Below are 12,016 nucleotides of genomic sequence, written 5' to 3' on the forward strand. Positions count from 1 at the left end.
TCATGGCAACTGCGCATCTGGAGACGACCCTCGCGCCGGAGAAGATCGCCGCGATGTACCTGCAGTACGAGGTCGAGCAGTTCTACACCCACGAGGCCGCCCTGCTGGACCACCAGCGGTTCGAGGAGTGGGTCGACCTGTTCACCGACGACACGACGTACTTCATGCCGATCCGCCGGACCGTGCCGCGCCGCAACCTCTCCCGGGAGTTCACGCAGCCGGGCGAGATGGCGTTCTTCGACGACGACAAGGCCACCCTCGTCGGCCGGGTACAGAAGCTCGGCACCGGCACGGCCTGGGCCGAAGATCCGCCGTCACGGACTCGCCACCTCGTGACCAACGTCCGCATCGTCGAGGACCTGGGCACCCAGCTGACGGTCGAGACCTGCTTCCACCTCTACCGAACACGGCTCAAGTCGGAGATCGACGAGTGGATAGGACGCCGCGAGGACGTGCTCCGGCGCACCGAGGAGGGATTCCGGATCGCGCGGCGCGACATCTACCTCGACCAGACCGTCTTGCTGTCGCAGAACCTCAGCAACTTCTTCTGACAACCCGACCGAGCCGGACGCCGGCCGCCCGCCGGGGCTGCCCGACGGGTGAAAGGACGAGGAGGACCGGTGGGATCGACCCGCCACGACCTGAGAGCAGGGGGCACGAGGTCGGTCACCGCCAACGGCATCACCCTGTGCTGTGCCGCGTACGGCGACCCCGCGGACCCGCCGCTTCTCATGATCATGGGAATGGGCACCCAGCTGAACGGCTGGGACATGGGATTCTGCGACCAGTTGGTCGACTCGGGTTTCTACGTGATCCGCTTCGACAACCGTGACGTCGGACTGTCGGAACGCATCGAGGGCGCCCCTGACCTCGCCGCGATCCGACGCGGCGATCTCAGCACCCTGCCGTACACCCTCAAGGACATGGCGGCCGACAGCGTCGGACTCCTCGACGCTCTGGGGATCGAGCGCGCCCACATACTCGGTGCCTCGATGGGTGGAATGATCGCCCAGCTCGTGGCAATCCACTGGTCCGAGCGAGTCCGCTCCCTGAGCCTGATCATGTCGAGCACCGGGGACCCAGCCGTCGGCCGGGCGGACCCGGCCACTTTGGAGCTCATGCGTCGGCCCGCTCCGGCCACCCGGGAGGAGGCCGTCGAAGCGGCAGTGGAACGTTCGCGTGTGCTGGCCGGAAGCGGCTTCCCGTTCGACGAGGACGCGGCACGAACCCGTGCGGCAGCGGCCTACGACCGCGCGCACGACCCGGCCGGCCGGCTCCGCCAGCAGGCGGCCGCCATCGCCTCGACGGACCTGACGCCCGAGCTGCGCGATCTGCGCGTACCGACCGTCGCCCTGCACGGGACGGACGACCGCCTGGTCGGCATCAGCGGCGGCCAGGCCATCGCGGACGCCGTGCCGGGCGCCCGGCTCGAAGCCGTCGACGGCATGGGCCACGGCATCGTGCCCGAAGCCTGGCCCCAGATCATCGCAGCGATATGCCGCAACGCGGCCCGCCCCACAGCCTCCCCAGGAGACGCCAGGTGACAGTTCAGGCAGACAAGCAGGCACTCGGGCCGGACCCCGACGCGCTGCGCGAGAAGTACCGGATCGAGCGGGACAAACGGCTGCGTCCGGACGGCTCACGCCAGTACCAGGCGCCCGAAGGTGAACTCGCGCATTTCATCGACGACCCCTACACACCGAGGATCGAGCGCCGAGCGGTGTCGGATCACGTCGACGTCGCCGTGATCGGCGGGGGATTCGGCGGGCTGCTTCTCGGCGCGCGTCTGCGCGACCTGGGCTACGAGGACATCCGGCTCGTCGAGCAGGGCGGTGACTTCGGCGGTACGTGGTACTGGAACCGCTACCCCGGCGCCGCGTGCGACACCGAGGCCTACATCTACCTCCCGCTGCTGGAGGAGACGGGCTACATACCCACCGAGAAGTATGTGAAGGCACCCGAGATCCTCGAACATTGCCGACGGATCGCCCGGCACTACCGTCTCTACGACAACGCCCTGCTCCAGACCCGGGTCTCGGGCGTCACATGGGACGAGGACGCCGGACACTGGGCGATCGAGACCGACCGCGGCGACGTGTTCACCGCCCGGTACGTCTGCATGACCGCCGGCGCGATGCAGAAACCGAAGCTGCCGGGCGTGCCCGGCATCGAGTCCTTCCAAGGACACACGTTCCACACGACTCGCTGGGACTACGACTACACCGGGGGCGACAGCACCGGCGGGCTCGAAAGGCTCGCGGACAAAAAGGTCGCGATCGTCGGAACGGGTGCGACAGCCATTCAAGCCGTGCCCCACCTGGGCGCCGGCGCCGGACACCTGTACGTCGTCCAGCGCACCCCGTCGGCGGTCAGCCCGCGCAACAACCGGCCCACCGACTCGGCCTGGGCCGCCTCGCTCCCGCACGGCTGGCAGCGTGAGCGGATGGACAATTTCTCGACCTTCGTGGCCGGCGGCGACGCGGAGACCGACCTCGTCAACGACGGCTGGACCGCCATCTACCGCCTGCGCACGCTCAGCGGCGGCGTTTTGGACGAGATCGACGACTTCACCAAGATGGAGGAGATCCGCGCCCGGGTGGCCGCCACCGTGCGCGACAAGGCCACGGCAGAGAGTCTGAAGCCGTGGTTCCGCGCGCTGTGCAAGCGGCCATGCTTCAACGACGACTACCTCCACACCTTCAACCGGCCCAACGTCACCCTCCTCGACACCGACGGACAGGGCATCGAGCGCGTCACGCCGACCGGCATCGTCGTCAACGGCACCGAGTACGACGTCGACTGCCTCGTCTTCGCCAGCGGGTTCCAGGTAGGGGCGCCGTTCGCGACCAGGCTCGGCTACGACGTGGTCGGCCGTGGCGGCCGCAAACTCAGCGAGAAGTTCTCGACCGGTATCTCGACGCTCTACGGCATGCAGACCAACGGCTTCCCGAACTTCTTCATCATCGCGCTCAACCAAGTGGGTGTCAGCTCGAACTTCGCCCACGTCCTCGACGTCCAGAGCCGGCATGTCAGCCAGGTCATCCACGAGGTGGACCGCAGGGGCGCCGGTGCGGTCGACGTCGCCGTCGCGGACGAGGAGGCCTGGGTCCGGACAGTCTTCGACTCTTCGCGCGCCAACCTCGAATTCCTTGAGTCGTGCACCCCCGGCTACTACAACAACGAGGGGCAGCCCAACGCAACCGCCGCGAGGCGCAACGGAGCCTACGGGCCCGGCATCGTCGCCTTCGATCACCTCATCAGCGCCTGGCGCGCCGAAGGGACATGGCAGGGACTGGTCTTCGAGCCCACCAGGAGCACCTGAGATGTCGGGCGACGGACCACTGTCGGGGCTGCTCGTCGCGGACTTCTCCCGCATCGTGGCAGGTCCTTACTGCACCATGCTGCTCGGTGATCTGGGCGCCGAGGTCATCAAAGTGGAAAGCCCGGCGGGCGACGACACGAGGACCTTCAAGCCGCCGGTACGGGACGAGGAGTCGACGTACTACCTGGCCGTCAACCGCAACAAGCGCTCGGTTGCGCTCGACCTCGCCGACAAGGGCGACCTCGTACTGGCGCGCAGGCTCGCCCACCGGGCCGACGTCCTCGTCCACAACTTCAAGCCCGGGACCACGGAGCGCTACGACCTGGGCTACGAGCAGGTCGCGGCCGCCAACCCGGGTCTCGTCTACTGCGCGATCAGTGGCTTCGGCACCCGTGGAGGCGCGGCCCTGCCCGGCTACGACCTGCTGATCCAGGCTGCCTCGGGGATGATGGCGATGACGGGTGAGGCCGACGGGGCCCCGCTGCGCACGGGTATCTCGGCCATCGACGTGATGACCGGGCTGCATGCGGCGGTCGCGGTCCTGGCAGCCCTCAACCACCGGACCGCCACCGGTCACGGGCAGCTCCTTGAGATCGATCTGCTCTCCAGCGCCCTCTCGTCGATGATCAACCAGTCCTCGGCCTGGGTCGCCGGCGGGGTGGTGCCGCAGCGCATGGGGAACGAGCATCCCAGTCTCTTCCCGTACGGTCCGCTGCCCACAGCCGATCGAGAGCTCATCGTCGTGGCCGGCAACGACCGGCAGTACCGAACCCTGTGTGACGTGCTCGGACGGCCTGACCTCGCGGCCGACCCGAGGTTTGCCTCGGTGGGGCTGCGCAACGACCACCGCGATGAACTGCGCCCCGAACTGGAAGCCGTGCTGGCCACTCGCGGCGCCGACGAGTGGGCCGGGCTGCTCACCCGCGCCGGTCTGCCGTGTGGTCCGATCAACGACGTACGGCGCGGGGTGGAGACGGCGACCCGGCTGGGCCTCGAACCCGTCGTGGACGTCGAAGGGGTGCCGATGGTACGCAACCCCGTCACCTACTCCCTGACGCCGCCGCGCTACCGCCACCGCCCGCCCGCGCTGGACAACGCCGGCGAGTCCATCCGGGCCTGGCTGGCCTCCGAGGTCTCCGCGAAGGAGCCCCTCGATGCGTGACGCCGTGATCTGCGAGCCCGTGCGCACCGCGGTCGGGCGGTACGGCGGAGCTCTGGCCGGCGTCTCGGCCGGCGAGCTGGCTGCGGCGGTGGTCGCCGAGCTGCTTCGCCGCACGGGTGTGCCGGGCGCGGACATCGACGAGGTCGTTCTCGGACAGTGCAATCCCAGCGGCGAGGCGCCTGCGATCGGCCGGGTCGCCGCGCTGGACGCCGGGCTGCCGGTGTCCGTCTCCGGGCTGCAGCTCGACCGTCGTTGCGGATCGGGGCTGCAGGCGGTCTGCACGGCCGCGATGCAGGTGCAGACGGGAGTCACGGACGTCGTCATCGCCGGTGGAACCGAGAGCATGAGCGCGGTCGAGCATTACACGAACGGAATCCGGTTCCCGGGACGCACCGCGTCCGTGGTGCTGCACGACCGACTGGCCCGGGCGCGCACCACGGCCGGCGGCAAGCACCACCCGGTCCCCGGTGGCATGCTCGAAACCGCGGAGAACCTGCGTCGCGAGTACGCCATCTCACGCGAGGACCAGGACGAGCTCGCCGTGCGCTCGCACCGCCGCGCCGCGGCGGCCCGGTCCTCCGGCGTCTTCGCCGAGGAGATCGTCCCGATCACCACCACGGGCCCCCGTGGCGAGCAGGTCACGGTCAGTGCCGACGAGCACATCCGAGCGGACACGAGCGCCGCGTCCCTCGCCCGGCTCGCACCGGTGCTCCGCCGTCAGGACCCGGAGGCCACGGTCACGGCCGGCAACTCCAGTGGCCAGAACGACGGTGCCGCGGCCTGTCTTGTGACCACTCGGGAAATGGCCGAGCGACTCGGGCTGAGGCCGTACGCGCGCCTGGTCACCTGGGCGACGGCCGGTGTCGAGCCGGCCCGCATGGGCATCGGACCGGTGCCCGCGACCGCCCGGGCTCTGCAGCGGGCCGGCCTTGCCCTTGCCGACATGGACCTGGTCGAGATCAACGAGGCGTTCGCCGCGCAGGTCCTGGCCGTGACGCGGGAGTGGGGTTTCGGCGCCGCGGACTGGGACCGGGTCAACGTCCACGGCTCCGGCATCTCGCTCGGCCACCCCGTCGGGGCGACCGGCGCGCGCATCCTCGCCACCATGCTCCGTGAGCTGCGGCGCCGCGAGGGGCGCTATGCCCTCGAAACCATGTGCATCGGCGGTGGGCAGGGACTCACCGCGATATTCGAACGACTCGCCTGAAGGGCTGACGCCGACAGGTCGCCACGAGGTGACCTGTTCTGAGGAAAGGACGAGCCACTGTGTTCGGCAACGACAGGAGCCCGGTCGCCATCGTGACCGGAGGTGCCCGAGGGATCGGCCGCGGAGTCGCGAACCGACTGGCGGCCGACGGCTGCGCCGTCGCCGTCCTCGACCTGACCGCGGAGGCGTGCGCCACCACCGTCGAAGAGATCGCGGCCGCCGGCGGGACGGCGCTGGCCGTCGGCGCGGATGTCTCGGTGGAGGACGACGTCACGGCCGCGGTCGATCGCGTGGTCGCGGAACTGGGAGCACCGACGGTACTGGTCAACAACGCCGGCATCGTCCGCGACAACCTGCTCTTCAAGCTTCAGCCAGAGGAGTGGGACGCCGTCATCAACGTGCACCTGCGTGGCGCCTACCTCATGTCACGGGCCACGCAGAAGTACATGGTCGACGCCGGTTGGGGCCGCATCGTGAACCTGTCGAGCACCTCCGCGCTCGGCAAGAAGGGCCAAGCCAACTACGCCGCGGCGAAGTCCGGGCTCCAGGGTTTCACCAAGACCCTGGCCATGGAGCTCGGCAAGTTCGGTGTCACGGCCAACACCGTGGCGCCCGGGTTCGTCGTCACCGAGATGACCCGGGACACCGCGGCTCGGATCGGCATGCCGTACGACGAGTACGCCGTCATGCGCGCTGCCGAGATCCCCGTCGGCCGGGTGGGGCAGCCTGCCGACATCGCCGCGGCGGTGTCGTTCTTCGTCAGCGAGGAGGCCTCGTTCGTGTCCGGACAGGTGCTCTACGTCGCCGGTGGGCCGAAGGCATGAGAATCGCGCGGATCCGGCTCGGCTCCGGCGACGAGGTCTGGGCCCGCCTCGACCCGGAACACTCCATCGAGCTGCTCGACATCGAGGACCTCGGGCGGGAGGGGCGCGACCTCGGTCCGGCCGGCGCGCTGACCCTCGTCAAGCCGGTCACGGCGACCAGCACCGTGGTCTGCCTGCTCGGCAACTGGAAGGGGCGGGACGGCCGGGACGGCCCGAGCTTCTTCGTGAAGCCGATCAGCTCCCTCATCGGTGACGGCGAGGCGATCGTCCTGCCCGGCATCTGCCGCACCGTGGTCTACGAACCCGAGATCGCGGCCGTGATCGGCAGGACCTGTCGCGAGGTCACCCCGCAGGAGGCACGCGCTCACGTCCTCGGCTGGACCTGCGTCAACGACGTGACAGCGACGGACCTCGGGCTGAACACCAACTTCCCCTTCCTGCCGGGGAAGTCGTTCGACACCTTCGGCGTGCTGGGCCCCGTCATCGAGACGGAGCTCGATCCGGACGACACAGCGCTTCGTGCCCGCATCAACGGCCGGGTCGTCACCGACACGGTCACCTCCCGGATGAACTGGTCGACCGACGAGGTGGTGAGCTGGGTGAGCAGGTTCATGACCTTGCGTTCCGGTGACCTCGTCTGCCTCGGTACGCCTCCGCAGATCGAGCCGATCCAGGCCGGGGACCTCGTCGAGGTGGAGGTCGCCGGGATCGGCACGCTGCGGAACCCGGTGGTCGCCGCCGGGTGACCGGTCGCCGGTCTGCCGGCGTCCACCTGGTTCGGCGTCCACCCGGTTCGGCGTCGGGCCGACGCCGACGTTGTCGATCGCCGTGACACAGATGCTCGGCCCCATGGACCCCAGCACCTCAAGGAGAGAGAAGCCGTGACGGGACAAGTCCTTCGAACAGGCCGCTGCGGCCCCACTGTCGATGAGCGCTGACCGATGAGCACAGACGGCGGCGACGCGGACCCCACGGTCCTGCTTGAGGTTCGGGATGACGTCCTGGTCGTCTCCATCAACCGCCCCGAGGTACTCAACGCCATCGACCAGCCCACCGCCGAGCTGCTCGCGCATGCCTTCACCCGGCTGGATGAGGACGACACCGTGCGCGTCGGGGTCCTGTCCGGAGGGCCGAAGGCCTTCTCGACCGGTGCTGACCTGCACGCCGTGGCGGCCGGTCAGTCGCCGATGGTGCCGGGGCGGGGCTTCGGCGGTCTCACCGAGAGGCCACCGCGCAAACCGCTGATCGCGGCGATCGAAGGGTACGCCCTCGGCGGCGGTTTCGAGATGGCCCTCGCGTGCGACCTCATCGTGGCCTCGCGCACTGTCCAACTCGGGCTGCCAGAGGTCACGCGGGGCTTGATCGCCTCCGCGGGAGGTCTCCTTCGGCTGCCCACCAGGCTTCCCCATTCCGTGGCGATGCGGATGGCTTTGACGGGCGAGCGGCTGACGGGCGAGCGGGTGCTGGACCTGCATCTGGTCAGTGAGCTGGTCGACCCCGGATGTGCCCTGGAGTCCGCGGTGGCCCTGGCCGCGCGGATCGCGAAGAACGCGCCTCTGTCGGTCCAGGCGAGCAAACACCTGGTCAACGCGGCAGCCGACGGGATGACCGACGACCTGCTCGGCGTTCAGAACGAGCTCCAGGCGCGGCTGCTCACCTCACGAGACGTCGCGGAGGGCATCGCGGCCTTCAAGGAGAGACGGCCGCCCCGATGGCAGGGGCGGTGACCGCGGCGCACCTGCGCCACGATCCCGTTGACTCTGCGCAGAAGGGGCGCCCCATCCATGGGGCGCCCCTTCTGCGCAGAGTCAACGGTGCGTCATCAGCGTGCCGCGGTCGGCCGGATGATCAACTCGTTGACGTCCACGTCCGCAGGTTCTCCGATGGCAAAGGCGATCGCGCGGGCGATGGCATCAGGCGAGATGACGCCGCCCGCCCGGTACTCCTTGATCGCCTGGGCCGCGGCGGGGTCGGTGATGGTCTCGGCGATTTCGGATTCCACCACACCGGGGGAGATGGTCGTCACCCGGATCGACGGGTCGACCTCCAGGCGCAGGCCCTCGCTGATCGCCCACGCCGCAAACTTGGTCGCGCAATACACCGCGCCCGTGGGCACCAGTTCGTGCGCCGCGGTGGACCCCATCGTGATGAAGTGCCCACCACCCTGCCGCTGGAAGTGCGGCAGCGTCGCCGCGATGCCGTGCAACAGCCCGCGCACATTGACGTCGATCATCTGATCCCACTCATCGACGAGCAGTGCATCCAGCCGGGACATCGGCATCACCCCGGCGTTGTTGACGATGACGTCCACCCGCCCGTGCTCGGCCACCGCGGCGTCGACGAACGCGGCGACGTCCGCGCGGTCGGTGACGTCGAGGCGCCGCACGTCGATGCTGCCGCCGGCGTCCCGGACACGGTCGGCCAGGCCGGCCAGGCGGTCCTCGCGCCGAGCCCCGGCGACGACGTGATGTCCTTCGGCGGCCAGATGCGCTGCCACTGCTGCACCGATGCCGCTGCTGGCGCCGGTGACGAGGATGATCTTCGAATCGGTCATGGCTTCATCTTTGGCGCCGGCGCCGCAGTGAACCAGGGTGCGTTGCACCCTGGCAGGCGCCACCGCGGTTGCCTGACCGGGTCCGGCCCGCTCCGGGGAGGGCTCATCGCGTTCGTGTACGGCTAGCTCCTGATGAGGCGGCGCGCCGATCCCGCGGCGGCAGCGCCGTCACCGGCCGCAGCGACCGCATAGCCGACGAAGTCTGACCTGAGCTCACCCACCGCGAGCAGCCCCGTGAGGGAGGTCCGCATGCCGACATCCACGCGTACGAATCCGTCCGGGTCGAGATCCACCAGGCCCCGCAGCAGCGACGACCTCGGCTCCAGGCCGGCGTTGACGAAGAGTCCCGCGACGTCGAGGCCAAGGACTCCATCTGTTTCGAGGTCGCGGATCTGGACCGCTCCCAGCGTCCCACCGGAGGCTGTCAGCGTCTCCACCTTCGCGTGGGACAGCACGCGGATCCGGTCGCTCTCGTCGATGGCCGACCTGGTCGCGTCGGAGAGGTCGGGCTCCGCACGTCGAGTGATCAAGGTGACGGACGACGCGTAGCGGGAGACGACCAGTGCCTCGCGAGCGGCGAAGTCGTGGTCTCCGACCACAGCGACCGATTTCTCCTTGAAGAGCGGGCCGTCGCAGGTGCCGCAGTAGGAGATGCCGCGACCTTCCAGATCACCTTCGGCGTCCAGGCCCAGACGCCGGCGGCCGGCCCCCATCGCGGCGACGACTGTCCGAGACCGGATGTCTGTTTCGAGGCCGCGAACGGCGAACCCGGTGCCGTCCTTGGTGATTTCCGTGACGTCGTCGAACACGAACTCGGCACCGGCCGCGAGCGCTTGCGCCTCGACGCGGCCGGCCAGCTCACTGCCGGAGATCGGATCGGACATCCCGGGGAAGTGCACCACCTCCTCCAGGTTGATCAGTTCGCCACCCATCACGATCTCCGTCACCACGACTGTGCGCAGGCCGAAGCCGGCCGCGAACAGACCGGTGGACAAGGCGGCGAGTCCACCGCCTACCACCGCGACGTCGTACTCGTCGGCGTTGCTCATCCGGCCACCTCGCCGATCCCGGCCACGAGCTCCTCGCGGCGTGCTGCTTCCCTGAGCGCGTCGATGCCCAGGATGCTCAGTACTTGCGGCAGCGCTTGCCGGGCGCGCTCCTCGATCTCGTGCTGCTCCAGACTCGACACGGGGTGTGCGACGCGGGCGAAGGCATATCCCGGCAGGCCACGGCGCGCGGCCATGGCGGATGCCGAAGCCAGGAACGGCTCCGTGCAGATGGCGGCGGCCGGGACGCCTCGCGCCTCGAAGTCCGTGGCGACATGCATCGTCGTCGCCGAGCAGGAACCGCAGTCTCCGAGGCCGGTGAGGACGACATCACAGCGGTCGGCCATGTCGTCCAGCTGCGCTGCGGACGGCAGCATCACTCCCTCGGTGACGACCGGACCGACGAACTCGACGCCAGGGAGCTCAGGGTCGAGAAGGGCCGCGACGGCCTTCAGGAGCTCCGGCGCGTTCCGCTTGGTGTTCGCGAGCAGCCCGACCACCAGCTTCTCGGTGCGCGCCGGCCGTGTCGCTGTCCTCACCTCCGCGACCGCATCGTCCGGTACGGGGACCAACGCCTCGATCGCCATCGGGACCTCCTTGCTGCTGGGTTTCTTGTCGGTGGTGTACGCGCTCAGGGCACCCGGACCGGCGCGACGATGAACTCGCCCGGCGGGGTGGCGTAGCACCAGCTGGTGATCACCGAGGAGATGCCGGCGTTGCGGCCGCCGGCCACGATCAACGCGATGTCTCCCGGGTCCCGCGCCCCGTAGCGGTAGGTGATGCCACCCTCGGTCCTGTCCCGCACCGGGTCGGGCCGGAATTTGAGTTCGGCCCTGGCCAGGTCGGCGACCGGTCGTCGGAAGTTCTCGTAGAGGAACTGCTTGGCCTCCTGCTTCGACCAGCCGTGCTTGGAGCCGACGAGGTCGGCGTGTTCCGGCCCCATGACCACGACCACCGGGCCACCGGGCATCATGGCGCCGAGCCGGGAGAGGGTGTCCGCGATGGTGTACAAGATGCCTTCGGCGCTGGTGCCGGTGCGGTTTTCGATCGGCTCGGGGCCCCGGCCGCTCATCACCATCACGGTGCTGTCCTGCGCGCCGAAGCCGTGCTCGACGTGCAGCGGTTCCCAGGGCGATTTCTCCTCGTTCTCCGCGATGCAGAAGCCGAGTTTGCCCGGGTGGCCCTGTGTCGCCTGGTCCAGGCTGTCCGGAGTGAAACCGAGGACGTTGCGGAGGATCAGCCGAAGAGCCCGCCCGATGGCCACGTTCGCATGGGCGGCGGGGGCATAGAGGTTGGTTCCGCTGTTCATGCCGAGCGCCTGCCGCACGGGCCCGTTCACCACCGTGAGCTGAGCCCCGCCGCCCGTGCTCGCGTTGGACATGTAGAAGTACGTCCGGTCTCCCGCACCCCATCGTCGGTCCGCCCAGCCCTCGATCGCAGCCACCACGACGGGGAAATGCTCCGCGGCACAGCCGGCCAGCACGGCGTTGACCGCGGCCAGCCGGACGGTGACCTCACGCCGGTTCTCCTCGACGCTGAGCAGGACATCGTCAGGTTCCCGGCCCGCCGCGAGGAGGCAGGCGCGCACTCGCTCGGCCGTCGGCACCGTGACGGGCAGCCCGTCGGTCCAGCCGCGCCGGGCGAATTCGTCGCTCAGCGCGGACTCGGATTCGCCGGTCACTGTCGCGGCCGTCACCGGGATGCGCCGCCATCGATGCTGACGACGTCGAGTCCTGTGGAACTGAGGGCCTTTCGGTGGACTTCGACCTTCATGGTCTCTCCTTGAACGTCGGGGATGACGCGAACCGGCTCGTCCGGATGCGCCGCGGGCATCGGTCCCGGGGTTTGTCGGTCCTTGTGGCGCCCGTAGTCAACACGGGTGCCGGGCAGTCGGCCACGAC

At 69.4% G+C, this 12,016-nt stretch carries 12 protein-coding genes; 8 read left to right on the forward strand and 4 right to left on the reverse strand.

Features of this window, described 5'->3' with window-relative positions:
• Positions 1 to 2 precede the first annotated feature (2 nt).
• From C6Y14_RS33820 to C6Y14_RS33855, 8 genes are all read left to right on the forward strand, one after another.
• Complete coding sequence (locus C6Y14_RS33820; RefSeq protein ID WP_199854958.1) at positions 3 to 551, forward strand: aromatic-ring-hydroxylating dioxygenase subunit beta; 549 nt, start codon at positions 3 to 5, stop codon at positions 549 to 551.
• 69 nt (positions 552 to 620) lie between these two features.
• Positions 621 to 1,544 (forward strand): alpha/beta fold hydrolase, encoded by a 924-nt coding sequence (locus tag C6Y14_RS33825; protein ID WP_107020696.1) that lies wholly within the window; start codon positions 621 to 623, stop codon positions 1,542 to 1,544.
• The gene (locus C6Y14_RS33830) at positions 1,541 to 3,322 is read left to right on the forward strand and encodes a flavin-containing monooxygenase (protein ID WP_107020697.1); all 1,782 of its coding nucleotides are present in this window, start codon (positions 1,541 to 1,543) and stop codon (positions 3,320 to 3,322) included. Before C6Y14_RS33825 ends, C6Y14_RS33830 begins: the two co-directional genes overlap by 4 nt.
• Position 3,323: 1 nt before the next feature.
• Positions 3,324 to 4,484, forward strand: coding sequence for a CaiB/BaiF CoA transferase family protein (locus C6Y14_RS33835; RefSeq protein ID WP_107020698.1), 1,161 nt, complete (start codon positions 3,324 to 3,326; stop codon positions 4,482 to 4,484).
• Entirely contained in the window at positions 4,477 to 5,691 is a 1,215-nt protein-coding gene (locus C6Y14_RS33840; RefSeq protein ID WP_107020699.1) for an acetyl-CoA C-acetyltransferase, read from the forward strand. The genes C6Y14_RS33835 and C6Y14_RS33840 overlap by 8 nt, the downstream gene beginning before the upstream one ends.
• A 59-nt stretch (positions 5,692 to 5,750) precedes the next feature.
• Entirely contained in the window at positions 5,751 to 6,515 is a 765-nt protein-coding gene (gene fabG / locus C6Y14_RS33845; protein ID WP_107020700.1) for a 3-oxoacyl-ACP reductase FabG, read from the forward strand.
• Positions 6,512 to 7,261, forward strand: coding sequence for a fumarylacetoacetate hydrolase family protein (locus C6Y14_RS33850; protein ID WP_107020701.1), 750 nt, complete (start codon positions 6,512 to 6,514; stop codon positions 7,259 to 7,261). Before fabG ends, C6Y14_RS33850 begins: the two co-directional genes overlap by 4 nt.
• 195 nt (positions 7,262 to 7,456) lie before the next feature.
• Positions 7,457 to 8,242, forward strand: a complete 786-nt coding sequence (locus C6Y14_RS33855) for a crotonase/enoyl-CoA hydratase family protein (RefSeq protein ID WP_107020702.1) — start codon at positions 7,457 to 7,459, stop codon at positions 8,240 to 8,242.
• A gap of 95 nt (positions 8,243 to 8,337) precedes the next feature.
• Here the strand turns inward: C6Y14_RS33855 and C6Y14_RS33860 are convergent, their stop codons facing one another.
• From C6Y14_RS33860 to C6Y14_RS33875, 4 genes are all read right to left on the reverse strand, one after another.
• Positions 8,338 to 9,069, reverse strand: a complete 732-nt coding sequence (locus C6Y14_RS33860) for an SDR family oxidoreductase (RefSeq protein WP_107020703.1) — start codon at positions 9,067 to 9,069, stop codon at positions 8,338 to 8,340.
• A 122-nt stretch (positions 9,070 to 9,191) separates the two neighbouring features.
• Positions 9,192 to 10,118, reverse strand: coding sequence for an NAD(P)/FAD-dependent oxidoreductase (locus C6Y14_RS33865; protein ID WP_107020704.1), 927 nt, complete (start codon positions 10,116 to 10,118; stop codon positions 9,192 to 9,194).
• Entirely contained in the window at positions 10,115 to 10,702 is a 588-nt protein-coding gene (locus C6Y14_RS33870) for a UGSC family (seleno)protein (protein WP_107020705.1), read from the reverse strand. The genes C6Y14_RS33865 and C6Y14_RS33870 overlap by 4 nt, the downstream gene beginning before the upstream one ends.
• 44 nt (positions 10,703 to 10,746) lie before the next feature.
• The gene (locus C6Y14_RS33875) at positions 10,747 to 11,796 is read right to left on the reverse strand and encodes a hypothetical protein (protein WP_159074365.1); all 1,050 of its coding nucleotides are present in this window, start codon (positions 11,794 to 11,796) and stop codon (positions 10,747 to 10,749) included.
• Between the last annotated feature and the right edge of the window lie 220 nt (positions 11,797 to 12,016).

The sequence above is a fragment of the Streptomyces dioscori genome (assembly GCF_003024195.1).
Lineage (GTDB): Bacteria > Actinomycetota > Actinomycetes > Streptomycetales > Streptomycetaceae > Streptomyces > Streptomyces dioscori.

Coding starts and splice junctions, on each gene's coding strand:
- C6Y14_RS33840 (WP_107020699.1), top strand. CDS start 4,477: ATGCGTGACGCCGTGATCTGCGAGCCCGTGCGCACCGCGGTCGGGCGG.
- C6Y14_RS33835 (WP_107020698.1), top strand. CDS start 3,324: ATGTCGGGCGACGGACCACTGTCGGGGCTGCTCGTCGCGGACTTCTCC.
- C6Y14_RS33865 (WP_107020704.1), bottom strand. CDS start 10,118: ATGAGCAACGCCGACGAGTACGACGTCGCGGTGGTAGGCGGTGGACTC.
- C6Y14_RS33870 (WP_107020705.1), bottom strand. CDS start 10,702: ATGGCGATCGAGGCGTTGGTCCCCGTACCGGACGATGCGGTCGCGGAG.
- C6Y14_RS33860 (WP_107020703.1), bottom strand. CDS start 9,069: ATGACCGATTCGAAGATCATCCTCGTCACCGGCGCCAGCAGCGGCATC.
- C6Y14_RS33850 (WP_107020701.1), top strand. CDS start 6,512: ATGAGAATCGCGCGGATCCGGCTCGGCTCCGGCGACGAGGTCTGGGCC.
- C6Y14_RS33855 (WP_107020702.1), top strand. CDS start 7,457: ATGAGCACAGACGGCGGCGACGCGGACCCCACGGTCCTGCTTGAGGTT.
- C6Y14_RS33820 (WP_199854958.1), top strand. CDS start 3: ATGGCAACTGCGCATCTGGAGACGACCCTCGCGCCGGAGAAGATCGCC.